The 22,770-nt window shown below is 72.5% G+C and carries 25 protein-coding genes; 8 read left to right on the forward strand and 17 right to left on the reverse strand.

Annotated elements, in window-relative coordinates:
- Positions 1-19: 19 nt before the first annotated feature.
- The 8 genes from ABEA82_RS24835 to ABEA82_RS24870 all read right to left on the reverse strand — a co-directional run bounded on the left by ABEA82_RS24835 (position 20) and on the right by ABEA82_RS24870 (position 8,227).
- Positions 20-730 (reverse strand): phosphoadenylyl-sulfate reductase, encoded by a 711-nt coding sequence (locus tag ABEA82_RS24835; RefSeq protein WP_345663830.1) that lies wholly within the window; start codon positions 728-730, stop codon positions 20-22.
- On the reverse strand, positions 727-906 hold the full coding sequence (locus ABEA82_RS24840; RefSeq protein ID WP_345663831.1) for a hypothetical protein: 180 nt from the start codon (positions 904-906) through the stop codon (positions 727-729). Before ABEA82_RS24840 ends, ABEA82_RS24835 begins: the two co-directional genes overlap by 4 nt.
- On the reverse strand, positions 903-2,600 hold the full coding sequence (locus ABEA82_RS24845; protein ID WP_345663832.1) for a nitrite/sulfite reductase: 1,698 nt from the start codon (positions 2,598-2,600) through the stop codon (positions 903-905). The genes ABEA82_RS24840 and ABEA82_RS24845 overlap by 4 nt, the downstream gene beginning before the upstream one ends.
- 129 nt (positions 2,601-2,729) lie before the next feature.
- On the reverse strand, positions 2,730-2,813 hold the full coding sequence (locus ABEA82_RS24850) for a putative leader peptide (protein ID WP_338117313.1): 84 nt from the start codon (positions 2,811-2,813) through the stop codon (positions 2,730-2,732).
- Positions 2,814-2,939: 126 nt separating this feature from the next.
- Positions 2,940-3,512 (reverse strand): GNAT family N-acetyltransferase, encoded by a 573-nt coding sequence (locus tag ABEA82_RS24855; RefSeq protein WP_345663833.1) that lies wholly within the window; start codon positions 3,510-3,512, stop codon positions 2,940-2,942.
- A gap of 68 nt (positions 3,513-3,580) precedes the next feature.
- Positions 3,581-4,894: a hypothetical protein gene (locus tag ABEA82_RS24860; RefSeq protein ID WP_345663834.1), complete on the reverse strand. Its 1,314-nt coding sequence runs from the start codon at positions 4,892-4,894 to the stop codon at positions 3,581-3,583.
- A gap of 174 nt (positions 4,895-5,068) precedes the next feature.
- Entirely contained in the window at positions 5,069-6,346 is a 1,278-nt protein-coding gene (locus ABEA82_RS24865; RefSeq protein WP_345663835.1) for a GAF domain-containing protein, read from the reverse strand.
- 246 nt (positions 6,347-6,592) lie between these two features.
- Positions 6,593-8,227: an acyl-CoA dehydrogenase family protein gene (locus tag ABEA82_RS24870; RefSeq protein WP_345663836.1), complete on the reverse strand. Its 1,635-nt coding sequence runs from the start codon at positions 8,225-8,227 to the stop codon at positions 6,593-6,595.
- A 109-nt stretch (positions 8,228-8,336) separates the two neighbouring features.
- Here ABEA82_RS24870 and ABEA82_RS24875 point away from each other — a divergent pair, with 109 nt between their 5' ends.
- Both ABEA82_RS24875 and ABEA82_RS24880 read left to right on the forward strand, forming a co-directional pair.
- Entirely contained in the window at positions 8,337-9,509 is a 1,173-nt protein-coding gene (locus tag ABEA82_RS24875) for a YihY/virulence factor BrkB family protein (RefSeq protein ID WP_345663837.1), read from the forward strand.
- Positions 9,510-10,130: 621 nt separating this feature from the next.
- Positions 10,131-10,814: a DUF6597 domain-containing transcriptional factor gene (locus ABEA82_RS24880; RefSeq protein ID WP_345663838.1), complete on the forward strand. Its 684-nt coding sequence runs from the start codon at positions 10,131-10,133 to the stop codon at positions 10,812-10,814.
- Here the strand turns inward: ABEA82_RS24880 and ABEA82_RS24885 are convergent.
- Positions 10,800-11,204 (reverse strand): VOC family protein, encoded by a 405-nt coding sequence (locus ABEA82_RS24885; protein WP_345663839.1) that lies wholly within the window; start codon positions 11,202-11,204, stop codon positions 10,800-10,802. The two genes, ABEA82_RS24880 and ABEA82_RS24885, sit on opposite strands and share 15 nt — an antisense overlap.
- Before the next feature lie 135 nt (positions 11,205-11,339).
- Here ABEA82_RS24885 and ABEA82_RS24890 point away from each other — a divergent pair, with 135 nt between their 5' ends.
- Positions 11,340-11,753, forward strand: coding sequence for an SRPBCC family protein (locus tag ABEA82_RS24890; protein ID WP_345663840.1), 414 nt, complete (start codon positions 11,340-11,342; stop codon positions 11,751-11,753).
- A 249-nt stretch (positions 11,754-12,002) separates the two neighbouring features.
- Entirely contained in the window at positions 12,003-12,542 is a 540-nt protein-coding gene (locus tag ABEA82_RS24895) for a peptidoglycan-binding protein (RefSeq protein ID WP_345663841.1), read from the forward strand.
- A 39-nt stretch (positions 12,543-12,581) separates the two neighbouring features.
- On the opposite strand, the gene ABEA82_RS24900 is transcribed toward ABEA82_RS24895, so the two are convergent.
- The 3 genes from ABEA82_RS24900 to ABEA82_RS24910 all read right to left on the reverse strand — a co-directional run bounded on the left by ABEA82_RS24900 (position 12,582) and on the right by ABEA82_RS24910 (position 14,794).
- On the reverse strand, positions 12,582-13,007 hold the full coding sequence (locus tag ABEA82_RS24900) for a helix-turn-helix domain-containing protein (protein ID WP_345663842.1): 426 nt from the start codon (positions 13,005-13,007) through the stop codon (positions 12,582-12,584).
- Positions 13,008-13,204: 197 nt separating this feature from the next.
- A complete protein-coding gene (locus tag ABEA82_RS24905; RefSeq protein WP_345663843.1) occupies positions 13,205-13,627 on the reverse strand; it encodes a RidA family protein in 423 nt (140 codons plus the stop codon).
- A 123-nt stretch (positions 13,628-13,750) separates the two neighbouring features.
- Positions 13,751-14,794, reverse strand: a complete 1,044-nt coding sequence (locus tag ABEA82_RS24910; RefSeq protein ID WP_345663844.1) for a LacI family DNA-binding transcriptional regulator — start codon at positions 14,792-14,794, stop codon at positions 13,751-13,753.
- 282 nt (positions 14,795-15,076) lie between these two features.
- Here ABEA82_RS24910 and ABEA82_RS24915 point away from each other — a divergent pair, with 282 nt between their 5' ends.
- Positions 15,077-16,624 (forward strand): carboxylesterase/lipase family protein, encoded by a 1,548-nt coding sequence (locus ABEA82_RS24915; RefSeq protein ID WP_345663845.1) that lies wholly within the window; start codon positions 15,077-15,079, stop codon positions 16,622-16,624.
- Here the strand turns inward: ABEA82_RS24915 and ABEA82_RS24920 are convergent.
- Complete coding sequence (locus ABEA82_RS24920; protein ID WP_345663846.1) at positions 16,595-16,852, reverse strand: DUF397 domain-containing protein; 258 nt, start codon at positions 16,850-16,852, stop codon at positions 16,595-16,597. The genes ABEA82_RS24915 and ABEA82_RS24920 overlap by 30 nt on opposite strands.
- On the reverse strand, positions 16,849-17,682 hold the full coding sequence (locus ABEA82_RS24925) for a helix-turn-helix domain-containing protein (RefSeq protein WP_345663847.1): 834 nt from the start codon (positions 17,680-17,682) through the stop codon (positions 16,849-16,851). The genes ABEA82_RS24920 and ABEA82_RS24925 overlap by 4 nt, the downstream gene beginning before the upstream one ends.
- 112 nt (positions 17,683-17,794) lie before the next feature.
- On the opposite strand from ABEA82_RS24925, the gene ABEA82_RS24930 reads away from it, so the two are divergent.
- The gene (locus ABEA82_RS24930) at positions 17,795-18,208 is read left to right on the forward strand and encodes an ATP-binding protein (RefSeq protein ID WP_425588549.1); all 414 of its coding nucleotides are present in this window, start codon (positions 17,795-17,797) and stop codon (positions 18,206-18,208) included.
- Here the strand turns inward: ABEA82_RS24930 and ABEA82_RS24935 are convergent.
- Positions 18,199-18,474: a hypothetical protein gene (locus ABEA82_RS24935; protein WP_345663848.1), complete on the reverse strand. Its 276-nt coding sequence runs from the start codon at positions 18,472-18,474 to the stop codon at positions 18,199-18,201. The genes ABEA82_RS24930 and ABEA82_RS24935 overlap by 10 nt on opposite strands.
- A gap of 104 nt (positions 18,475-18,578) precedes the next feature.
- On the reverse strand, positions 18,579-19,490 hold the full coding sequence (gene mmuM / locus ABEA82_RS24940) for a homocysteine S-methyltransferase (RefSeq protein WP_345663849.1): 912 nt from the start codon (positions 19,488-19,490) through the stop codon (positions 18,579-18,581).
- 186 nt (positions 19,491-19,676) lie between these two features.
- Between mmuM and ABEA82_RS24945 the strand changes: the two genes are divergently transcribed.
- Positions 19,677-21,059, forward strand: coding sequence for an amino acid permease (locus ABEA82_RS24945; protein ID WP_345663850.1), 1,383 nt, complete (start codon positions 19,677-19,679; stop codon positions 21,057-21,059).
- A gap of 99 nt (positions 21,060-21,158) precedes the next feature.
- On the opposite strand, the gene ABEA82_RS24950 is transcribed toward ABEA82_RS24945, so the two are convergent.
- Positions 21,159-21,491 carry a hypothetical protein gene (locus tag ABEA82_RS24950; protein WP_345663851.1) on the reverse strand — a complete coding sequence of 111 codons (333 nt, stop codon included), beginning with the start codon at positions 21,489-21,491 and terminating at the stop codon, positions 21,159-21,161.
- 186 nt (positions 21,492-21,677) lie between these two features.
- Here ABEA82_RS24950 and ABEA82_RS24955 point away from each other — a divergent pair, with 186 nt between their 5' ends.
- Entirely contained in the window at positions 21,678-22,769 is a 1,092-nt protein-coding gene (locus ABEA82_RS24955; RefSeq protein WP_345663852.1) for a glycoside hydrolase family 43 protein, read from the forward strand.
- Position 22,770: the final 1 nt, after the last annotated feature.

A 22,770-nucleotide genomic window follows, 5' to 3' on the forward strand; every position in this document is an offset into this window, starting at 1 on the left:
CTCTCCTGAATCGTCGTCGTCATCCGTGCAGTCCGCACTCGGTCTTGCTGCGGCCCGCCCAGCGGCCGGCGCGGGCGTCCTCGCCCTCCAGCACCCGGCGGGTGCACGGGGCGCAGCCGACGGAGGCGTAGCCGTCCATCAGCAGCGGGTTCGTCAGGACACCGTGTTCGGCGACGTAGGCGTCCACGTCGTCCTGGGTCCAGCGGGCGATGGGGGAGATCTTGACCTTCTGCCGCTTCTCGTCCCAGCCGACCACCGGGGTGTTCGCCCGGGTCGGGGACTCGTCGCGGCGCAGACCGGTCGCCCAGGCCTGGTAGTCCTTCAGGCCCTCTTCCAGCGGCTGGACCTTGCGCAGCTTGCAGCACAGATCCGGGTTGCGGTCGTGCAGCTTCGGGCCGTACTCCGCGTCCTGCTCGGCGACCGTCTGGCGCGGCGTGAGCGTGATGACGTTGACGTCCATCACGGCGTCGACCGCGTCACGGGTGCCGATGGTCTCCTCGAAGTGATAGCCGGTGTCGAGGAACACCACGTCCACGCCGGGCATCGCGCGGGAGGCGAGGTGGGCCACCACCGCGTCCTCCATCGAGGAGGTCACGCAGAAGCGCTTGCCGAAGGTCTCGGCGGCCCACTGGAGGATCTCCAGCGCGGAGGCGTCCTCCAGGTCGCGGCCCGCCTGCTCGGCGAGCGCCTTCAGGTCCTCGGTCGTGCGCTCTTCCTGAGTGGTCGTCATATCTCTGCCCCTCCGGAGTCGGATCGCTTCAGTCCCTGGGCCAGCAGCCCGAGGAACTTCAGCTGGAAGGCTCGACTGCACGCCGCGCATTCCCAGGCGCCGTGCTTCTCCTCGCTCGGACGCAGGTCCTCGTCCCCGCAGTACGGGCAGTAGAAGGGTGCCGCGCGCTCGCTCACGACAGGGCCTCCTCGCTGGCCCGGGCCGCCCAGGTGGCGAACCGCTCGCCGTCCTCGCGCTCCGCCTCGAACCGCTTCAGGACGCGCTCGATGTAGTCGGGCAGCTCGTCGGACGTGACCTTGAGGCCGCGCACCTTGCGGCCGAAACCGGCCTCCAGGCCGAGCGCGCCGCCGAGGTGCACCTGGTAGCCCTCGACCTGCTCGCCCTCGCTGTTGACGACCAGCTGGCCCTTGAGACCGATGTCCGCGACCTGGATACGGGCGCAGGCGTTCGGGCAGCCGTTGAGGTTGATGGTGAGCGGCTCGTCGAAGTCCGGCAGACGGCGCTCCAGTTCGTCGATCAGCTGCGAGCCGCGCTGCTTGGTCTCGACGATGGCGAGCTTGCAGAACTCGATGCCGGTGCAGGCCATGGTGCCGCGCCGGAAGGAGGACGGCCGCGCGGTGAGGTCGAGCGCCTCCAGGCCCTCGACGAGCGAGGCGACCTTGTCCTCCTCGACGTCGAGGACGATCATCTTCTGCTCGACGGTGGTGCGCACCCGGCCCGAGCCGTGGGCCTCGGCGAGGTCGGCGATCTTCGTGATGGTCGCGCCGTCGACGCGTCCCACGCGCGGGGCGAAGCCGACGTAGAACCGGCCGTCGTTCTGCCGGTGCACACCGATGTGGTCGCGCCACTGCTGGGACGGCTGCTCGGGGGCCGGGCCGTCGACCAGCTTGCGCTTGAGGTACTCGTCCTCCAGCACCTGCCGGAACTTCTCCGCGCCCCAGTCGGCGACGAGGAACTTCAGCCGGGCGCGGGTGCGCAGCCGGCGGTAGCCGTAGTCACGGAAGATCGACAGGACGCCCTCGTAGACGTCCGGGACGTCATCGATCGACACCCAGGCGCCCAGCCGCACACCCAGCTTGGGGTTGGTGGACAGACCGCCGCCGACCCACACGTCGAAGCCCGGGCCGTGCTCGGGGTGCACGACGCCGACGAACGCCACGTCGTTGATCTCGTGCACCACGTCCAGCACCGGCGAGCCCGAGATCGCGGTCTTGAACTTCCGCGGGAGGTTCGAGTACGCCGGGTTGTTCAGGACGCGGCGCTTCATCTCCTCCAGCGCCGGGGTGGCGTCGATGATCTCGTCGGCGGCGATGCCGGCGACGGGCGAGCCGATCATCACACGCGGGGTGTCGCCGCAGGCGGTGACCGTCGACAGGCCGACGCCCTCCAGCCGGTTCCAGATCTCGGGCACGTCCTCGATTCGGATCCAGTGGTACTGGACGTTCTGCCGGTCGGTGATGTCGGCCGTGCCGCGCGCGAACTCCTGGGAGATCTCACCGATGACCCGCAGCTGCCGGGTGGTCAGCGCACCGCCGTCGATGCGGACGCGCAGCATGAAGTACTCGTCGTCCAGCTCCTCCGGCTCCAGGATCGCCGTCTTGCCGCCGTCGATCCCGGGGCGGCGCTGGGTGTACAGGCCCCACCAGCGCATCCGGCCGCGCAGGTCGTTCGGGTCGATCGAGTCGAAGCCCCGCTTGGAGTAGATCGTCTCAATGCGTGTCCGCACATTGAGACCGTCGTCGTCCTTCTTGAACTGCTCGTTGCCGTTGAGCGGGGTGTGGTGTCCCACGGCCCACTGACCCTCACCGCGGTGACGGCTCACCTTGCGGCGGGGAGTCGCGGCGGCAGGCTTCTGCGGGGTGGCGGCCATGGTTGATACGTCCTTCGGGACAGGCGGGAAAGCGGCTCTGACCTGCGCGCGCGGGCGCATGGGCATAGGGCGCGTCATTGCGCAGGAATGAGGAGAGGAAGGGGTCTGTCGGGCGCGGGCTGAGTACTCTCAGAGCGCCGGACAGATGGCGCTGGACATGCGGCCGAGGTCGACGTGCCGTCGACTCACCAAGGCGATTCCAGTTCCAGACATGACGGAAGCGTGTCACGGCGATCTGGACACAGTCCAGCTTCGTCCAAGATTCGGACATCCGTGTCTCGGAATCCAAGACACGGGTGTCCTTGGTCACATTCGGCCACTTCGGGGTGTCCGTACTGGTCAGACGGGGAACGCCCCAGGCCAGGGTCCCGGAGCGACGGCGTCCGTTTCCTCCTCGACCTTGGTGTCGAACAGCTTGAAGCCGCGGCGCTGGTAGTTGTCCATCGCGTGCTCGCCGTCCTTGCTACAGGTGTGCAGCCAGACCCGCTTCGTCGGCGACAGTCCCGCCCACCGGTCCGCGAGGTCCCAGGCGCGGGCGGTGCCGTACGACAGCAGGTGGCCGCCGATGCGCCGACCCCGGAAGGCCGGGATCAGCCCGAAGTAGACGATCTCCACGACCGCGTCGTCCTGCGCCTCCAGCTCCACGTACCCCGCGGGCGTGCCCCGGTCGTACGCCACCCACGTCTCGACGCCCGGACGCTCCAGGTGCTCGAGCCACCGCGCGTACGACCAGCTCAGCCGGTCCGTCCAGAGGATGTCGCCCCCGACCGAGGCGTACAGGAACCGGCTGAACTCGGGCGAGGGTACCTCGGAGCGGACGATCCGGACGTCCCCCTCCGGCGCGGCGGCCGACAGCAGGTCGGTCGGCGCGGTCTGCTCCAGGGACCAAGTGGTCACGGCGATGGTGGTCATGAGGGCCAGAAAATCATCCGGCCCGGTGTCGTGTCGATGGAGGTCGGTGGAGGTCGGGGCTTCGCCGCTCAGTCCAGCGCCCGGTCGACCGACGCCAGCGGCAGCGCGAACAGCGTCCGCCCGGACTGCGACCAGACCTCGCCGGTCGCCTCCCAGTAGGACAGCGAACCCGATCCGCCGCTCCAGCACTGGCGCGTCTCGTCGGTCCCGCACTCCGTCGCCCGCGCGCCGTCCCGGTCCTGGCGCCACAGCGTCCCGTGCCCGGCCGGCCGGTCGGCGGCGCGGTCGATGTACCAGCCCGAGCCGTACGACAGCACACCCCGCACGTCGGCCGTCCTCGTCTCGTACGCCTCGACCGGGTCCGCGTGCCCGGAGGAGTCCGTGGCGAGCAGACCGGACCGGGCCGGGTCCCGGCTCAGCGCGTAGCGCCACAGCCGGGTGTGCCGGTCACTGTCCGCCGACACCCACTCGCTCGCGACCAGACTGTCGGGAGCGGTGCTGCGGTCGAGGGAGACGGCGGCCGGGCGCGGCACGTCGTCACCGCCGGGCAGGGCGTACGAGCCGACGGCGGGCAGGACGTACCGGTAGCCGTGCGCCGACCAGCCGCCCCGGACCCGGCCGACCGCGTCGGAGTCCACGGTGGCGCGCTGGATGCGGTCCATGTCGTACACGTACAGCGCGTTCCGGTCGCCCTCGCGGGTCGTCACCAGCAGCTTGTCCTGGTACCAGACCATGCCGGACAGCGAGGAGACCAGCCCCCGGTAGTCCCGGCCGCCGTCCACCGGGACGGCCAGCAGCGCCCAGGTGTAGCGGAGCCGGCCGAGGTCGTCGGCGTCCATGAAGGCGACCTTGGCGAGGCCCCGCTCGGGAGCCGGTCCGTCCATCGAGCCGCCCCCGGCGCCGCCGCGGGACCAGCCGGAGAGGATCACGCGGTTCCCGCCCCAGCGGCCGTCGTCGTCGGCGTCCCCCGAGGTGGTGACCGCGCCGGGCCGCCAGCCCCGGGTGTCGGCGCCGCCGAAGCAGTACGCGCGCGTGGCCGCCGGCTCCACCGGCAGGGTGTGCTTCTCGGCGGTCGAACAGTCCGCCGCGCCCCGCAGGGTGCGGTCGGCGCCGGCCAGCACCGTGCCGACCCCGACCGGCCGGCCCATCGACGAGGCGAGCCGGTCGAGCCACCGCTCGGGCACCCGGTGCTCGGCCAGCGGCAGCCGCCCGGCCCCTTCGGACGCGCTGATCGGCTTCAGGGCCCCGGGGGCGTCGGCGACCGTGGCCTGTGAAGCGCTGATCAGCGTGGCGGCGGCGGTGAGCGCGAGGGCCGTCCCGGCCAGGGTCGCGCGCAGCGCCCTGCCCCGTCTGCGTCGCCGGTGTCTGCCGCGCTGCTTCATAACATCCTCCCGAGGCGGACCAACTGCGCCTTGTGATCCGTACGTTGACGGAGGAGCAGGTGGGGTGGCCCGTAGGGGGATGCTACGGCAGGTGGGCGGGTTGCGGACGAAGACCTCGCAAATATGCGAAAGATGTACCCCTGAGCGCCACCGGACGGCACCCTGGCGTGAACCTCAGGGCATCGCCGCGGAGGTGCGCAGCCCGCCCACCGCCGGTGCCGTCGAGTACGGCAGCAGATCGCGTGGATCGTCCGGGAGCAGCACCTCGACCTCGGTGTCCTCGGCGAAGCGGTACGGCCGGTGCTCCAGGAACGCGCCGAGGTACCTCCGCACCCGGGACATCTCGGCCCGCACCGTCACCGTGCGGGCCGGGTCGCCGAACAGGTCACCGGCCAGGGCCGACGCGCTGCGGCCGGTGCGGTGCACGGCGAGCAGGCAGAGCAGTTCCGCGTGGCGGGGAGTCAGTTCGCGGGTCCAGGAGCCCGCGCCGCCGGACACCTCCACCGACCATCTGCGGGCCTGTCTGAGGTCCAGCACGATCCTGCTCGCCCCGCGCGGCGCCGGGTCGCCGCCGGCCGCCCGCAGCAGCCAGCCGCCGGCCAGCGGCTCCACCGAGCACGGCCCGAGCGCCGGCAGCCGCATCGGACCCGGCGACAGCGACTTCGGCAGCGCGACCCGCCGGGTGTACGGCATCCCGCTCACGGCGGCGGTCCAGCCGTCCGCGTCGACGACCAGGGCGCGCCCGTCGAGCCGGGCCAGCACCGGCGCCGCCACCGCCCGCAGCCGCTCCAGCGACTCCACGTGCATCTCCCGCAGCCGGGCCTCGGCGAGCTTGGCCACCGAGTCGACCCAGGCGAGCGTCGCCGGGTGCATCGTCTCCAGCGGCCCGCTCACGTCCACCACGCCGAGCAGCCGTCCGTCGCGCGGATCCGTCAGGGGAGCGCCGGCGCAGGTCCAGCCGGCCTGGGACCGCACGAAGTGCTCGGCGGCGAACACCTGCACGGGCCGGCGCACCACGGCCGGGGTGCCCACCCCGTTCGTGCCGACGACGTCCTCACGCCAGTCCGCGCCGAGTTCGAAGCCGAGCCCGTCGGCCCTGCGCAGCACCGGCGCGCTGCCCTCGCGCCACAGCACCCGGCCCTCCTCGTCGGCGACCACCATGATGTGGTGGGCGACGTCCGCGGCCGCCAGCAGCCCCTCCCGCAGCACCGGCAGCACATGGCGCAAAGCCGACGCCTCACGCCGCCGCTGCACCTCCTCGCGGGACAGCAGACCGGACCGGAAATCGTGGTCCGGGTCCACCCCGCTGCGCAGCATGCGCTCCCAGGACTGCTCGATCACCCGACGCGGCGCCGCGGGGGCGGGCTGCCCGGCCAGCCGGGCGGCGCGGACCTCGTCGAGCACCCTGGCCGCACGCGTGGCGTCCACGGCGGCGAGCTGCGTGACGTCCATAGGCGTGTCCCCCCGGAAGCCTTTTCCTGACTGTCCGTCTCATAGTGCCGTCTGCCCACGAGGAGCGCGCACACTCCGCACACAGTCAGCAGCAACTTGCAACCCCCTGCAACCCTGGTGGACAGCCCGGCCGTGGCTGAAACTTGAGCGGCGCCGTCCCGAGCGGCGTTCAGTGGCTCGAACGGGCCAGTGCGGCAGGGGTGGTGCCGTGTCGGCGCAGCACCACCCCCGCTGCGGACACGCGGGTCAGGACACCGGGCGGGCCCGCTCCACCACCGACGCCAGGTCCAGGGTGTGCGGCAGCGTCCCGAACGCCGCGCCCCCGTCACCGCCCAGCCGTGCCGCGCAGAACGCGTCGGCCACCTCCGGCGGCGCGAACCGGACCAGCAGCGACCCCTGGAGCACCAGCGCCAGCCGCTCCGCCAGCCGCCGCGCCCGCCCCTCCACGCCCTCCAGGTCGGCGAGTTCGGTCAGCAGGTTCTTGATCGCCCCGTCGAGACGGTGATCGGCGCCGCGCGCCTGCCCGACCTCCCGCAGATACGCGTCGAGCGCCCCCGGCTCCCGCCGCAGCGCCCGCAGCACGTCGAGGGCCTGGACGTTGCCCGCGCCCTCCCAGATCGAGTTCAGCGGCGACTCGCGCACCAGCCGGGGCAGCCCGGACTCCTCGACGTACCCGTTGCCGCCGAGGCACTCCGCAGCCTCCACCGCCACCGCCGGGCACCGCTTGGTCACCCAGTACTTGGCCGTCGGCACCGCGATCCGCAGCAGCGCCCGCTCCTGCTCGCCGCCCTCGTCGTAGGCCGCCGCGAGCCGCAGCGCCAGGGTCGTCGCCGCCTCCGACTCGATCGCCAGGTCGGCCAGGACGTTGCGCATCAGCGGCTTGTCGACGAGCTTCCCGCCGAACGCCTCACGGTGGGTGCAGTGGTGCACCGCCTGGGCCACGGCCTGCCGCATCAGCCCCGCCGAGCCCAGCACACAGTCGAGCCGGGTCGCCGCCACCATCTCGATGATGGTGCGCACCCCGCGCCCCTCCTCGCCCACCCGGCGCGCCCAGGTCCCGTCGAACTCGACCTCGCTCGACGCGTTCGACCGGTTGCCGAGCTTGTCCTTGAGCCGCTGGAGGAGGAAGACGTTCCGGGTACCGTCCTCCAGCACCCGCGGCACCAGGAAGCAGGTCAGGCCGTCCGGAGCCTGCGCCAGCACCAGGAAACCGTCGGACATCGGCGCCGAGCAGAACCACTTGTGCCCGGTCAGCTCGTACGCACCGGCCTCGGCGAGCGGCCGCGCGGACGTGGTGTTCGCCCGTACGTCGCTGCCGCCCTGCTTCTCGGTCATGCCCATCCCGAACAGCGCCCCGGCCTTCTGCCGGGCGGGCCTGAGCTCACGGTCGTAGATCTGGGACGTCAGCCGCGGCTCCCACTCGGCGGCCAGCTCCGGGTCCGTGCGCAGGGCCGGCACGGCCGCGTGCGTCATCGACAGCGGGCAGCCGTTGCCGGCCTCGACCTGCGTCCACACCAGGAAGGCGGCGGCCCGCCGCACGTGCCCGCCCGGCCGGTTCCAGGCCGCCGTGAGACCGGCCGCGACGCCCTTGCCGAGCAGGCGGTGCCAGGACGGGTGGAACTCGACCTCGTCGATCCGGTTGCCGTAGCGGTCGTGGGTGCGCAGCCGCGGCGGGTTCTCGTTGGCCTGCGCCCCCCACTCCTGCACCTGGGCCGAGCCGGAGGCCCGCCCGAACCCCGTCAGCTCGCCGAGCGCCTCGTCGAGCAGAACGGGGTCCAGATGCCGTTCGACCGCCGCCGTGAGGGCCCGGTCGGCCGAGAAGACGTCGTAGCCGACCAGCGGCGGGACCTGGTTGCTCACGGTATGGGTGCTGCCAGTCATGGTGCGAAAGTACCCCGTGGTACCCCCTCGGTCACCGGCGAACGGGGCCCGGTCGCGGAAGACCGGCCTGTGGATGAGTGCGGTGAGGCACGACGGATACCGTTAGGGGGTGCAGCCAGCGAGTGAAACCCCCGACACACCCTCCGGACGCCTCCACCGGGCGCGGGCTCTCTACCGGAACGTCTCCAAGCGCAGGACCGCCTGGCTGTTGCTCAAGGACACCGTCAATTCCTGCGTCGAGTACCGCATCCTGGGCCTGGCGGCCGAGGCCGCGTTCTTCACCCTGCTGTCGGTGCCGCCGCTGCTGCTGAGCATGATCGGACTGCTCGGCTACGTCGACGCCTGGACGGGCGCCGACACCATCCAGAGCCTCCAGACCAACATCCTGGAGGCCTCCCGCACGGTGCTGTCCGACCGGGGCGTCCACGAGATCGCGGACCCGATCCTGCACGACGTGATGAAGGGCGGCCGGCCCGACGTCATCTCGATCGGCTTCCTGTTCGCCCTGTGGTCCGGCTCCCGCGCGGTGAACGTCTTCATCGACACGATCACCGTCATGTACGGCCTCGACGGCGTCCGGGGCATCGTCAAGACCCGCCTGCTGGCCTTCCTGCTGTTCATCGTGGCCCTGCTGATCGGCTCGGTCGCGCTGCCGCTGATGGTGGCCGGGCCGGACGCGGTGGTGCGGATCGTGCCGTGGTCGACGACGGTCGTGCAGGTCCTCTACTGGCCCGTGGTGATACTGCTGTCGATCGCCTTCCTGACGACGCTCTACCACGTGTCCGTCCCGGTCCGCTCCCCGTGGATCGAGGACGTGCCCGGCGCGCTCGTCGCCCTCGGCATGTGGGTCCTCGGCAGCTTCCTGCTGCGGATCTACCTGACCAGCACCGTCGAGGGCCCGACGATCTACGGCTCCCTGGCCGCGCCCGTCGCCGTGCTGCTGTGGATCGGTGTGTCCGCGTTCGCCGTGCTCGTGGGAGCCGCCGTCAACGCGGCCATCGACCGGGTCTGGCCGGCCGCCGCCACGGCCGCGGCCCGCGAGGCCAACGAGCGGCTGCGGCAGGCCCAGGTCGCCGAGTACGTGGCCCGCGCCGCCGCCCAGGGCGAGGCCGACCCCGACATGCCCTCCGAGTTCCCGGAGCGCTGGTCCCGCTTCCTGCCGCCGGAGGACGTGACCTCGCGCTTGCGGACGCATGTGAAGAGCACCCACGCGAAGAGCACGCACGCGAAGAGCGGCAAAAGCCAGGACAACGGGGAGGGACCACCGCCCGCCGAGAAGTGACGGGCGCCGCTCTCGTCGCGTTGCGGCCGTCGAGCGGGGGTGCCGAAGATCTCGGGGCGCGTCTCGACCCGCCGTGGGCGGTGCGCGCGGCGGACCGGGCCCCGCTCGCCCGCGTTGCCCGGTCGTGGCGCGTGGTGAGGCTGGGCCTCGCTCGGCGTGAGCGGGTCGGCACGGCTGGGGGCGGAGGCCCCGCGGTCTTCGCCCGAGGGTTGGCCCCGCTCACTCGCGTTGCTCGGTTCGTCGCGTGTGGCGTCGCCTGGGCTTCGCCTGGCGTGAGCGGGTCGGCGCGGCTGGGGGCGGAGGCCCGCGGTCTTCGCCCGAGGGTTGGCCCCGCTCACTCGCGTTCCCCGGCTCGTGGCTCGTGGCGCGTGGTGAGGCCCGGGCCCTGCCCGGCGTGAGCGGGTCGGCGCGTTACGGGCCGAAGTCCGTGTTCTTCGCCCGAGGCCCGGACCCGCACACCTGCGCCGACGGGCCGGCCCGGATCCGCGCCCCCGCGCCGACGCCCCCGGCTCGGCACCGCGGGCGCAGGTCGGCGTGCTGTGGCTGCTCGCGGGCGACCCCGGCGACCCGTGGGCCATCGGCGGGGCGCGGCGCTGTGGTGCCCGGCGTAACGTTGCGCACGTGTACGTGGAGCGGGCGTCGCGGCTGGCGGGGGCCGTCGTGTGGACCAACGCCCCGGAGCGGGACGGGGCGGGGCGGGTGCTGCCCGACGGGTGCATGGACCTGCTCTGGCACGAGGGGCGGCTGCTGGTCGCCGGGCCCGACACCCACGCCTACCTCACGGACGGCGAGGGCGGCACCTGGTCCGGTGTCCGCTTCTACCCGGGCACGGCCCCGGCCCTGCTGGGCGTTCCGGCGCACGAGCTGCGGGACCGTCGCGTCGAGCTCGCGGACCTGTGGCCGGCCTCGGAGGTACGGCGTCTGGCCGCCCGGGTGAACGCGGCCCCCGACCCGGCGAGCGGCCTGGAGGATCTCGCTCTGCGGCAGGCGGCCGGTGCCGCTCCGCCCGACCCGGTTTTGCGACAGGTCGTCACGGCCCTCGGACAGGGCCGGACCGTAGGCGAGACGGCTGACGAACTGGGACTCGGAGCCCGCCAGTTGCACCGCCGCTCGCTCACCGCGTTCGGCTACGGCCCCAAGACCCTCGCCCGTATCCTGCGGCTGCGCCGCGCCCTCGCGCTCGCCCGGGACGGGATGCCCTTCGCGGCGACGGCAGCCCGCTCCGGTTACGCCGACCAGGCGCATCTCGCCCGTGACGTGAGGGAGTTGGCGGGCCTGCCCCTCGGGGAGCTACTCGCCCGGTGACCCCAGCGGCGCGAACAGGTCCACCCCGTTGCCGTCCGGATCGAGCACGACGGCGTACCGCTGCCCCCAGAAGGCGTCCCAGGGCTTGAGCTCGCCGTGGCACCCGGCGCCGACCAGCTCCTCGTAGAGCGCGTCCACCTCCTCGGGCGCGTCGCACCGCAGGGCCAGTCCGGCCCGGCCCCCTCCGACGGGCGGCCGCCACGCCGGGTGGAAGGACCGGACCGTCTCCTCGGTGTCGAACAACAGCCGCAGTCCGCCGGGCAGTTCGGCCTCGGCGTGCGGCTCGTTCTCGGCGCCCTCGGGGAAGGCGAACCCGAGCCGGCGGTAGAAGGCGACGGAGGCGGCCATGTCGGAGACGACCAGGCCGATGGCATCGAATCGTGCAGTCATGGACTCACCGTAGAAAGTGCGGCGACGGCCGGTCTTGAAGAAAACGGACACCGGCCGGCAGCGGCACCGCACCGCGCCCGGCCGTGTCCGATCCGTACAAGACCGCCGCCCGGTCAGGCCCGTAACGTCGCCGCCATGACGAGCACCACACGGCAGTCCCGGCACCTCGGCATCTCCATCGACCGCCCCGCGCGGGAGGTCTACGACTACGTCTCGGAACCCGCGAACGTACCCGGCTGGGCCCCCGGACTGGCCCGTTCCCTCGACCTGGTGGACGGCCGGTGGGTGGGGGAGTCGCCCATGGGTCGGATCGTGGTGGCCTTCACGCCCAGGAACGACTTCGGCGTGCTCGACCACCACGTCACGCTGCCGTCGGGGGAGACCGTGCACAACCCGATGCGGGTGATCGCCGACGGCCCCGGCTGCGAGGTGGTGTTCACCCTGCGCCGCAGGCCGGGAACGAGCGACGAGGAGTACCGGCGCGACGAGGAGGCGGTCTCCGCCGACCTCACCGCCCTCAAGCGCGTGATGGAACGCGCCCAGCCTTGAGCTCCCGCCCGGCCCTGAGAAGACCGGTGTGCGGCCCTCCGGTCCGCCCCGGCCCACGGCGGCCCCGGCGCGACCCACGCTCCGGAGTGGGACGACGCCGTCCAGGGCGTGGGTCGTCCCTGGGCGGTCCGGGTCCGGTGGGAGGGCTCGCCCCGTACCTCCCCGGTCCGTGAGGCTGTGCGGTGCCAGACCAGACGAGCCGCCCCAGGGGGAACCCACGGGGGACGGCGGTTCGGAGAGGAAGACCGCATGAGCATGCGCAATCGGGCCGTGGCGATGGCGACGGCCGTGTTGCTGGGGGCCGGGGCCACCGGGATCGCCCTGGCGCCGGCCGCGAACGCCGCACCCGCGTACTTCGGGATCGACGGCGGCGGAGCCGTCGGAAACGACTGGGAGGACGAGGAGAACCTCGGCGTCGACTCGTACGCCAGGGGCAACGCCGTCGCCCTGTGGGAGACCGTCCTGTGGGCGGACGGCGCCCTGTGGGAGGACGACGAGGGGGAGTGGCGGCCCTTCAAGAAGAGCCAGTTCGACGGCTCGTTCGGGCCGGAGACCGAATCGGCCACGCAGTGGTGGCAGAGCCGGCACAACCTGCCGGAGACCGACGGCGTCGTCGTCAGCGAGAGCTGGGACTTCGCCCAGACCCGGCTGCAGAGCCTCCCGGGCAACATCGTGCAGTACAAGGGCATCGCGCGGAACGTCAACCTCAAGCGCGTGGGCAGCAAGTACCAGGTGAAGCTCAGGAACGTCGGGCCCTGGAAGAACGCCCACTACCGCATCGTCGGCTGAGCACGCCCTCACCCCGGTGAGGAGCGGGGCACCCCGCGGTCACCCGCTCCCCACCGGCAGCACCCACAACAGCAGCCCGGCCAGCAGCACCGCGATGACCACGAAGGAGACCAGGGCCGCGGCCCGCCAGCGCCGGTACTCGGCGCCCGGCGGCGCCGCGGCCGCCGAGGTCTGCGCCGCCTGCCCCGCCGGCCCGCCGTGCGGCCAGGCCTGGTCGGCCAGATCCCATAGCGCCAGCAGCCGCGCCTGCTCCGCCCCCGCCACCCGGCACAGCGCCTGCACCGCTCCCCTCGGCGGCTGCTTGGCCCCGCTGAGGTACCGCTGCCACGACGACTTGCTGTACGCCGTCCGCCGCGCCAGTTCGGCGAGGCTCAGCTCCGTACGGTCCTTCAGCGCCCGCAGTTGCTCGACCAGGTGCCGCGCCTCCCTCGGCAGTGCGTCCGGAAGCGGCCGCCAGCGTGCCATGGTCGTCCCCCAACCGCTCGCCGCCACCCCGCCCGGGCACCGGCCCCTCCCCGCCGCATCGTTCGACGCCGAACAGTTCCGGCCAGTTCCCCGCCTCACCGGGCGCGCGGCGCGCGTCAGGGGTGTGCGGTGTCCGGCCGTGCGACGGTGGTGCTCGTCCGGTGCGCCGGGGCAGGGGCGCGAGGCGACGGTGAGGGTCAGCCGGCGTCCGGCGCCTCCGTGCGTACCGCCACCGCGTCCACCTCGAACAGCATGCCCGGCAGCGCCAGCGACGCGACCCCGCTCAACGTCTGCGCCGGGAGCCGCTCCCCGAACCGGGCGTGCAGCGCCTTGCCGAGGACCTGCAGCTTGTCGAGATCGTGGTCCACGATGAACGTACCGAGCCGTACGACATGCTCGTAGCCGAGACCGACACCCTCCAGCGCCGACCGCAGCCGGTCGAAGGCGAGCTCCACCTGCGCGGCGAAGTCACCCGGCACGGGCGCGCCGGTGGCGTCGGAGGCGTACTGGCCGCCGATGAAGACCGTCTCGCCCGGCGCCGAGACGGCGTGGCTGTAGCCGAACGGCGTGGGGTCGTGCAGGGTGGCCGGGTTGGTGATCGTGCGCGAGTCGCGCGTCATGGCCGGGCAGTCCTTTCACGGAGTACGGCCGCCGCCCCACCGGCGACGACCCTGACACCACAGCCAACTCCCCTTGCACACCGGTGCATTCCGCGATCGCCCGTCCGTGGACTCAAGGAACCGCTACGTCCGTGCCGCCGCCGTACTCGCCCGTTCCACCAACCGTGTCGACAGCTCGGTCCGGGTGCTCTCCGGGCAGTGGCCGTCCATCAGGCGCAGCAGTGAGCGCAGCGCCGTCGCGGCCATCTCCGACAGCGGCTGGCGGACCGTCGTCAGGGCGGGGGAGGCCCAGCGGGCCTCGGGCAGGTCATCGAAACCCACCACGCTCACGTCGTCGGGGACCTTCAACCCCCGCTCGGCCAGAGCCTCGTACACCCCCAGCGCCATCCGGTCCGAGCAGACGAAGACGGCCGTGGGCGGCTCGGGCAGGTCGAGGAGCTCCAGCATGCGGCGGCGGGCCACGCCCTCGTCGAAACCGGCGTGCCGCACGTACTCGGCGCGGTGCCGGACACCGGCCGACTGGAGCGCCGAGCGGTAACCGGCGACCCGGGCACTGCTGCACATCGTGCGCCGGTGCCCCGCGACGACGGCGATGCGCCGGTGCCCGAGGGACAGCAGATGCTCGGTGGCCGTCAGACCGCCCTGCCAGTTCGCCGCGCCCACCGACGCCACACCCTCCGGAGGTTCCTGGACCGGGTCGATCATCACGAACGGGATGCGGTGCTGCTCCAGCCAGGCGTACTGGGAGTCGCTCAGCTCGGCCAGGTTGAACAACACGCCGGACGAGCCCCGGGCGACCAGCTTGTCCAGCCAGCCGCGCTCCGGGCGCCCCGCCCGGGTGCGGGTCAGCGCCGCCGACACCACCACCTCCAGACCCGCGTCGTGCGCCGCCTCCTCCGCTCCGTGCAGCACCGCCCCCGACCAGGAGCTGTCCAGCGAGTGCACGACCAGGTCGACGAGCCGGGGCGCCTTCGTCGCGTCGAAGCGGGGTCTGCGTACGTAACCGAGCCGGTCGAGGGCCTCGGTGACCCGGCGGCGGGTCTCGGGCGCCACGTCCTCCCGGCCGTTGACCACCTTCGACGCGGTCGGCACCGACACCCCTGCCTCGCGGGCCACGACCGCCAGCGTCGGACCGGCCGCCACGCTCGCACTCGCCGTACGGACCATCGGGAACCCCCGCCTCTCCGGCCCGCCCGAGGGCCGTGGAAAGTTTCGACCAGCCTGCTCACGGCGGTAAGGAGACCGACCGGGCGGCAGAAAGCGCTTCCTATTTTAGGTGGGGCGCCGGACGGCGGGAAGACGGAAGTGAGTTCACGGCTCCCCGCCGGTCAAAACTTTCGAAACTAGGCCGAACGGCCCCATCACCCGCCCGTGCGCCGGAATACCGGGCCACAATGAGTTGCTCTGATCTTCACGGTGCACGAGCGCGGTGAGGAGGCTGGTGGACCCATGACGGTAGTCCAGGCAGACCCCGTGGTGAGCACGCCGTACGGCGCCCTGCGGGGCCGGTACGAACACGGTGTCGCCGTCTTCCGGGGCATCCCCTACGCGGCACCCCCCTTCGGCCCCCGCCGCTTCCGGCCGCCCGTACCCCCGGAGCCCTGGGACGGCGTCCGCGAGGCCGACGCCTTCGGCCCCACCCCGCCGAAGCCCCCGTACTCCGACGCCTTCGCGCACTACCTCTCGGACCCGGTCGTGCCGGGCGACGACTGCCTCAACCTGAACGTCTGGACCCCGCAACCCGGCCCCGGAGCCCGCCTCCCCGTCCTGGTCTGGCTGCACGGCGGCGCCCTGACCAGAGGTTCTTCCGCCGTCCCGGTCTACGACGGGCACGCCTTCGCCCGCGACGGAGTCGTCTGCGTCTCGATCAACTACCGGCTGGGCGTCGAAGGCTACGGACTGTTCCCGGACACGCCCCCGAACCCCGGCCTGCGCGACCAGATCGCCGCCCTGACCTGGGTGTACGAGGCCGTCGAGGCCTTCGGCGGCGACCCCGGCCGCATCACCCTCTTCGGCCAGTCCGCCGGAGCCATCAGCATCGGCGCCCTCGTCGCCGCCCCGCAGACCCAGGGCCTGGTCCGGCGCGCGGTCCTCCAGAGCGGTCCGCCCGAGGCGTCCGAGCGGGCCAAGGTACGGCGCATGGTGCGCCGCATGGCCTCCCGGCTGAAGATCCCCGCCACCGCCGAGGCCTTCGCCGCCGTCGACCGTGACCTGCTGCTGCGCACCCAGGCCGAGGTGGGCCGGCTGAGCAGCCCCGTCGTCGGCGGCCCCGCGTTCGGCCTCGTCGTCGACGGTGACGTCGTCCCCCGCGACCCCTTTCAGGCCCTCACGGACGGCGCCGCGCCCGGCGTGGAGCTGCTGATGGGCTGGACCCGCGACGAGTACCGGCTCTGGCTGGTCCCCGGCGGGCTCCTCGACCGGGTCGACCGACTCGGAGCCGTCGCCCTGGCCGGTGCCATGGCCCGCTGCCACTGCGGCAGCGAGGTCCCGCGCGGCTACCGCGCCCTGCACCCCGGGGCGAGCACCGCGGAGACCGTCGGCCAGCTCGTCACCGACCACTTGCTCCGCATCCCCCTGCACCACCTGGCCGACGCCCGTACGGAACCCTCGTACGTCTACGAGTTCGCCTGGCCCTCGAACCTGCCCGGCCTCGGCGCCTGCCACGCCCTGGAGCTCGGTTTCGTCTTCGACACGGGAGGCGTCCCCGAGTCGCGCCAGCTCGCCGGGGAGGGCGCCCCGCAGGAGCTCGCCGACGCGATGCACGCGGCCTGGGTCCGTTTCGCCACGGACGGCGACCCGGGCTGGGAGCGCTGGAACCCGGCCCACCCGGTACGGGTCTTCGGAGACCGCGCCCCGGACGCCGAGAACGGCCTGGCCTACACGGCGTACGGCCCACGGGACCGTGAACTCGCCCTCTGGGCGACGGCTCCGGTCCCGTCCCCTGAGGAACTCACACCGGCGTCGCGGTCAGCCCTGCGACGGCTCCGCCGACACTGAGGAAAGGAAGGCGGTCCAGGTGGTGGGGGCGACCGTGAGGTGGGGGGTGGTGGGGGTCTTGCTGTCGCGGATGTGGATGGCGGTGGGGTGGGTGGCTACTTCGAGGCAGGCGCCGCCTTCGCTGCCGCTGTAGCTGGACTTGCGCCAGGTGTAGGCGACTTCGATGCAGGCGCCGCCCTCGCCGCTGCTGTAGCTGGACTTGAACCACTCGAGTGTGGTGGCGCTCATGCTTCTCCCAGAAGACGGTCCAACAGGTCCCTCGTGTCTTCGGTGTTGAGGGCCTGCGTTCGCAGCATCGCATACTTCTGGGTAAGGATCCCCACCTCGTCAGGGGCTGCGACGAGCGTGCTGCCACGCTGAGTCTCGCTGTAGGCGAGCCGCTGGTGATCGGGGGTCTCCAGCAGGATGAAGGGGCCTTCCAGCCCGGCATGGGAGGTGCGACCCAGTGGCAGAACCTGGAGGGCGATCCCGGGCAGGCAGCCGTACTCATGCAGATGCCGCAACTGTTCGACGTACACCTCCCTTCCTCCCAGTCGGTCGCGTAGAGCGGCCTCCCAGATCACGAAGCTCGCGGTGGGCGGCACCTTGCGATGCAGGATCTGCCGCCGTTCGATGCGGGCCGCGACGAACTGCTCGATCTCGTCCTCGTCGTAGACCGGAACCCGGCTGCGGAATACGGCACGAGCGTAGGCCTCGGTCTGAAGCAGCCCCGGAACCAGCAGGCTCTCGTACCAAGAGATCGCAATGGCCTCCCGCTCCCTGTCCAAGTACTCCTCCGCCCAAAGCGGCACAAGATCCACCTCAGGCATCTCGGCAAGAGCCGCCGCCAACGCCCCCTTAGTGTCCAAAAGCTGGTCCAGCTGCTCGGCGAGATCCGGCTTGAGTGGCCGTCTGCCCTGCTCGATGGAGGCGATCTGCTGCTCGCCGACGACGAAGATCTCCCCGAGGGACCTCTGCGTGTGCCCGGCGGCCTCGCGGAAGAGGGCGAGCAGCGCGCCCACCATCTTCATCGCCGAGGCGTTCCTGCGTGACCGTCGTGACCGTGTCGTGGTGCTCATGGCGGCGAACTCCCCACCCGTACGCGTACTTTCACTGTCGCGCACCCGTACAGAGCAGCTGTACGGGTGCGCGCTCTGTTTCATGATGACCACGGAGTGTCACCGTCGTCCCGTGAATGACGAAACTCCACGCCAGCGGTTCTATCGCCGGGAGCGCCAGTCGGTACCCGCCGCACGGGCGTTCGTACAAGAGGCACTTCGGGACTGGCGCGGGTACGGGCGGGCGGACGACGTACTGCTGTGTGTGAGCGAACTGGCGACGAACGCCCTGGTGCACGGCGTGCCGCCCGGCCGGGGGTTCCTGCTCCGGCTGGTGCCGTACGGCGAGGGCGGCGGTGTACGGGTCGAGGTGCACGACAGCGGCGACGGCGGCGCGCCGGTGCTGCCGCAGCGGGATGACGGGGAGCCCCGTGAGGGCGGCCGGGGGCTGTTACTGGTGTCGGAGCTCGCGGACAAGTGGGGCGTGGAGGAGAGGTGTCCCGGCAAGATCGTGTGGTGTGAGTTCGCGGGCCCTGGTCACCGCTGACGCCCACGGTCCACCGCGTACGTCTGCCCGCCGGAGCCGATGTTGGCCTGGGCCCGTCGATAGGCGCGCCGGCCCGGCGGGTCGGCGGCCCGGTTCTGCTCGTCCCGGCGGGAGGTCAAGTCCGCGAGCACGGCCCGGGCTTCTTCCTCCGGCAGCGTGGCGAGGTCCACGGTCCGGGTCTGCCGGACGGCCGCCTGCACCTCCAGACAGGCGTTCGCGCACCTCGTGGCGCACGTCATGCGCTGCGGCGTGTTCACCGTGGTCATGAACGCGCTGCCCGGATGGTGCCGCGGCTCGCGTCCCCGCAGGGGAGCGGAGGAGGGGCGTGCGCGGACCGGCCCCGGCCCCCCCCCCGGGCCCCGGCCCCCGCCTACGCCGCGCCCAGCGTCTCCGCGATGCCCGAGATCGCCTCCGGGCCCACCCGGCAGCAACCACCGATCAGGCGGGCCCCGGCCTGCTGCCAGCCCTTCACCTGGTCGGCGGTGAAGGTGGCGCGGCCGGTCCAGGAGCGGGACCCGGCGTCCCAGGTCTCACCGCTGTTGGGGTAGACGACGACCGGCTTGCCGGTGACCCGCGCCGCCGTGGCGGCGGCACCGTCCACGTCCTCGGGGGCGCAGCAGTTGACGCCCACCGCGATCACCTCGTCGGCGTCGGCGGCCAGGGCGAAGGCCTCCTCCAGCGGCTGCCCGGCGCGGGTGCTGCCACCGGCGACGGAGTACGTCAGCCAGGCCGGCACCCCGAGCCCGCGCACCGCCCGCAGCAGGGCCGCGGCCTCGTCGGCGTCGGGGACCGTCTCCAGGGCGAGGACGTCGGGGCGGGCGGCGGCAAGCGCCTCCATGCGCGGGCGGTGGAAGCGTTCCAGTTCGTCCACCGTCAGCCCGTAGCGGCCCCGGTACTCCGAGCCGTCCGCGAGCATCGCCCCGTAGGGGCCGACCGAGGCCGCCACCCACAGGGGGCGTGAGACGCCCGCCTGCCCGGCGGCTTCCCGGGCCGACTCGACACTCAGCGCCATGAGTTCGGCCGCCCGGCCGGGGTTGATGCCGCGCTTGCCGAAGCCCTCGAACGTGGCCTGGTAGCTGGCCGTGATCGCCACGTCCGCGCCCGCCCGGAAGTAGGCCAGGTGCGCTTCGGTGACGGCCTCCGGCTGTTCGGCGAGCAGCCGCGCCGACCACAGCTCGTCACTCAGGTCGTGCCCGGCGGACTCGAGCTGGTTGGACATGCCGCCGTCGAGGACGACGGTCCCGGCGGCGAGGGCTTCGGCGAGGGTGATGGTGCTGGTCATACGGACGACGGTAATCCAGGTCCGGCGGCGGACCCCAGCCCGAATATGTCCAGTACATGAACAGGTCGCCCAGCATATGGGATGGCGGGTTACGATCACGGCCTCCCCCCTCCGCTCGTACCTCCCCCTCCGCTCAACCTCCCCCTCTGCTCGTACCTCCCCCCCTCCGCTCGTACAGGAACGCCCATGACGGTCCCCGCCCCCACCGACGCCACCGAACCCGCCGACCCGGCCCCGCCTGCGGCACCCGCTCCCCGCCGTACCTTCGGGCTCGCCGCCGCCACGGCCCTCGTCATGGGCAACATCATCGGCGGCGGCATCTTCGCCCTGCCCGCGACCGTCGCCCCGTACGGCACGGTCAGCCTGCTCGCCTTCGTCGTGCTCTCGGTCGGCGCCGTCGGGCTCGCGCTGCTCTTCGGCAGGCTGGCCCGGCGCAGCCCGGTCACCGGCGGGCTGTACGTCTACCCGCGCGACGCGTTCGGCGAGTTCGCCGGGTTCCTGTCGGCCTGGTCGTACTGGACGATGTGCTGGGTCAGCATCGCCGCCCTGGCCGTCGCGGTGGTCGGCTACGTCGACGTCCTGATACCCCTGCACGGCAACCACGTCCTCCAGGCCGCCGTCGCCCTGGCCGCCCTGTGGCTGCCCGCCGCCGCGAACTTCGCGGGCACCCGGTGGGTCGGCGCGGTGCAGGTCCTCTCCACGGTCCTGAAGTTCGTCCCGCTGCTCCTGCTCGCCACGATCGGCCTGTTCTTCGTCGACGTGGACAACTTCGGCCCGTTCAACGCCTCCGGCCAGAGCGTCTCGGGCGCGCTGGCCGCCTCCGCCGCGCTGCTGCTGTACAGCTTCCTCGGCGTCGAGTCGGCCGCGGTCAGCGCGGGCGAGGTCCGCGACCCGGAGCGCACGGTCGCCCGGGCGAGTGTCCTCGGCACACTGGCCTCGGCCCTGGTCTACGTCCTCGGCACGGTCGCCGTCTTCGGCCTGGTCCCGCACGACCGGCTCGTCGACTCGGGAGCTCCGTTCGCCGACGCGGTGAACAACATCACCGGCGGCGGCTGGGGCGGCACGGCGATCGCCCTGGTCGCGGTCGCCTCCATCACCGGCTGCCTCAACGGCTGGATCCTCATGGCGGCGCAGATGCCGTACGCCGCCGCCCGCGACGGCCTCTTCCCGGCGCCCTTCGCCCGGGTCGGCAAGGGCGGCGTGCCCGGCTTCGGCGTCTGGGCCTGCGCCGTCCTCGGCACGCTCCTCATCGCCCTGAACTACACGGCCGGCCCGGACACCACGTTCCGCGTCCTCGTCCTGATCACCACGTTCACCGGTTGCGTGCCGTACCTGCTGTCGGCCGCCGCCCAGCTCTACTGGCTGGCCCGCGGCACCCGCGACCGCGTCCGCCCGGCCGGCCTCACCCGCGACCTGATCGTCGCGGTCGTCTCCTTCGCCTTCTCCTTCTGGCTGATCGCGGGAGCCGGTTACGCGGCCGTCTACCAGGGCGTTCTGTTCCTGTTCGCGGGGATCCCGGTGTACGTGTGGCTGCACGGCCGTAAGGGCAGGGCGGAGGCGTCGGCATAGCATCGGGGTGCCGCAGCGCACTTTCGCGCCTGCCGATTCCGGGGGGATGGCCGTGGCCCGTGTCGTCGAGTTGTCGTCCTGTCCCTCAAGGAGTTGTGACTACGGCTCGCTTTCCGTGCGGGCGGCGGGGCGGCGGGGGTGGTGGTCGTGTCGGGTCGCCATCGGGATGGCCAGGCTGACGGCGAGGGCGGAGGCCAGTGCGTAGGGCCACCAGCCGAAGCCGGTGTTCTGCGGGGTGCCGGCGTCCCGGGGGCCCGTGCCGTCGGGTGCGGATGCCGATGGCGGCGCAGGGAGTCGCTGCGGGGCGGCCATGACCGCGATCATGACTGGCTGTTCCGGGGCGGCCGCGGCCGGGGGAGCGGTGAGCAGGGACGCGACCGCCGCGAGGGATCCGGCGGCCGTTGCTGTGGTGTGGAGGGTGAGGCTGCGCACGTGAACGGAGACGGGTCGGCGGGCGGCCGATAACAGGAACTGGGCGGCCGTCCCCCGGTCTTCGTCCCGTCAGACCCGTTGACCTCCCCGTGACTCACCCTTACCTTTTCCGCGTTCGTAATGACAGATGGTGTTCGACATACCAGACAACGCCGTGTGTCCCCAGTGAGAGGCAGGCCCCTCCCCATGAGCCGCGACCGCGACCCCGCTCTGCCCGAACCCCCCAGCCGCAGACTGCTGCTGAAGGGCGCCGCAGCCGCCGGTGCCCTCGCCGCCGTCCCCGCCGTGGCCCAGGCTTCCGAACTCGCCAGGCCCCCGAAGCCGGCCGCACCCTACGTGAACCCGCTGGTCCCCAACCGGGCCGACCCGCACGTCCACCGGCACAAGGACGGCTTCTACTACTTCACCGCCACCGCCCCCGAGTACGACCGCATCATCCTGCGCCGCTCCCGCACCCTGAACGGCCTCGGCACCGCCGCCGAGTCCGTCATCTGGCGCGCCCACGCCACCGGCCCCATGGGCGCGCACATCTGGGCGCCCGAACTGCACCGCATCGGCGGCAAGTGGTACATCTACTTCGCCTCCGCGCCCGCCGAGGACGTCTGGGCGATCCGCATATGGGTGCTGGAGAACGCCCACCCCAACCCCTTCAAGGGCACCTGGGTGGAGCGGGGCCAGGTCAAGACGGCCTGGGAGACCTTCTCCCTGGACGCCACCACCTTCACCCACCGGGGCAAGCGCTACCTCGCCTGGGCGCAGCACGAGCCCGGCCTGGACAACAACACCGGCATCTTCCTGTCCGAGATGGCGAACCCCTGGACCCTGAAGGGCCCGCAGGTGCGGCTCTCCACCCCGGAGTACGACTGGGAGTGCATCGGCTTCAAGGTCAACGAGGGGCCGTACGTGCTGAAGCGCAACGGCCGCCTGTTCATGACGTACTCGGCCAGCGCCACCGACTTCAACTACTGCATGGGCCTGCTGACCGCCGACGCCGACAGCCACCTCCTGGACCCCATGAGCTGGTCCAAGTCGCCGACCCCGGTCTTCACCAGCAACGACACCACCCAGCAGTACGGCCCCGGCCACAACTGCTTCACGGTCGCCGAGGACGGCCGCACCGACGTCCTCGTCTACCACGCCCGCCAGTACAAGGAGATCAACGGCGACCCGCTGAACGACCCCAACCGCCACACCCGGGTCCAGAAGCTCGGCTGGAAGCCGGACGGCACCCCCGACTTCGGCATCCCGGTCGCCGACACCGCGAAGGCAGGAGCATGAG

The sequence above is a fragment of the Streptomyces venetus genome, assembly GCF_039540295.1.
GTDB classification, from domain to species: Bacteria; Actinomycetota; Actinomycetes; order Streptomycetales; family Streptomycetaceae; genus Streptomyces; species Streptomyces venetus.

Bases quoted from the DNA above. Each gene is read 5' to 3' on its own strand.
- ABEA82_RS24915 (WP_345663845.1), top strand. From the start codon at position 15,077: ATGACGGTAGTCCAGGCAGACCCCGTGGTGAGCACGCCGTACGGCGCC.
- mmuM (WP_345663849.1), bottom strand. From the start codon at position 19,490: ATGACCAGCACCATCACCCTCGCCGAAGCCCTCGCCGCCGGGACCGTC.
- ABEA82_RS24855 (WP_345663833.1), bottom strand. From the start codon at position 3,512: ATGACCACCATCGCCGTGACCACTTGGTCCCTGGAGCAGACCGCGCCG.
- ABEA82_RS24895 (WP_345663841.1), top strand. From the start codon at position 12,003: ATGAGCATGCGCAATCGGGCCGTGGCGATGGCGACGGCCGTGTTGCTG.
- ABEA82_RS24955 (WP_345663852.1), top strand. From the start codon at position 21,678: ATGAGCCGCGACCGCGACCCCGCTCTGCCCGAACCCCCCAGCCGCAGA.
- ABEA82_RS24890 (WP_345663840.1), top strand. From the start codon at position 11,340: ATGACGAGCACCACACGGCAGTCCCGGCACCTCGGCATCTCCATCGAC.
- ABEA82_RS24845 (WP_345663832.1), bottom strand. From the start codon at position 2,600: ATGGCCGCCACCCCGCAGAAGCCTGCCGCCGCGACTCCCCGCCGCAAG.
- ABEA82_RS24945 (WP_345663850.1), top strand. From the start codon at position 19,677: ATGACGGTCCCCGCCCCCACCGACGCCACCGAACCCGCCGACCCGGCC.
- ABEA82_RS24905 (WP_345663843.1), bottom strand. From the start codon at position 13,627: ATGACGCGCGACTCGCGCACGATCACCAACCCGGCCACCCTGCACGAC.
- ABEA82_RS24850 (WP_338117313.1), bottom strand. From the start codon at position 2,813: ATGTCTGGAACTGGAATCGCCTTGGTGAGTCGACGGCACGTCGACCTC.
- ABEA82_RS24835 (WP_345663830.1), bottom strand. From the start codon at position 730: ATGACGACCACTCAGGAAGAGCGCACGACCGAGGACCTGAAGGCGCTC.
- ABEA82_RS24870 (WP_345663836.1), bottom strand. From the start codon at position 8,227: ATGACTGGCAGCACCCATACCGTGAGCAACCAGGTCCCGCCGCTGGTC.
- ABEA82_RS24920 (WP_345663846.1), bottom strand. From the start codon at position 16,852: ATGAGCGCCACCACACTCGAGTGGTTCAAGTCCAGCTACAGCAGCGGC.
- ABEA82_RS24935 (WP_345663848.1), bottom strand. From the start codon at position 18,474: ATGACCACGGTGAACACGCCGCAGCGCATGACGTGCGCCACGAGGTGC.
- ABEA82_RS24900 (WP_345663842.1), bottom strand. From the start codon at position 13,007: ATGGCACGCTGGCGGCCGCTTCCGGACGCACTGCCGAGGGAGGCGCGG.
- ABEA82_RS24860 (WP_345663834.1), bottom strand. From the start codon at position 4,894: ATGAAGCAGCGCGGCAGACACCGGCGACGCAGACGGGGCAGGGCGCTG.
- ABEA82_RS24910 (WP_345663844.1), bottom strand. From the start codon at position 14,794: ATGGTCCGTACGGCGAGTGCGAGCGTGGCGGCCGGTCCGACGCTGGCG.
- ABEA82_RS24885 (WP_345663839.1), bottom strand. From the start codon at position 11,204: ATGACTGCACGATTCGATGCCATCGGCCTGGTCGTCTCCGACATGGCC.
- ABEA82_RS24925 (WP_345663847.1), bottom strand. From the start codon at position 17,682: ATGAGCACCACGACACGGTCACGACGGTCACGCAGGAACGCCTCGGCG.
- ABEA82_RS24865 (WP_345663835.1), bottom strand. From the start codon at position 6,346: ATGGACGTCACGCAGCTCGCCGCCGTGGACGCCACGCGTGCGGCCAGG.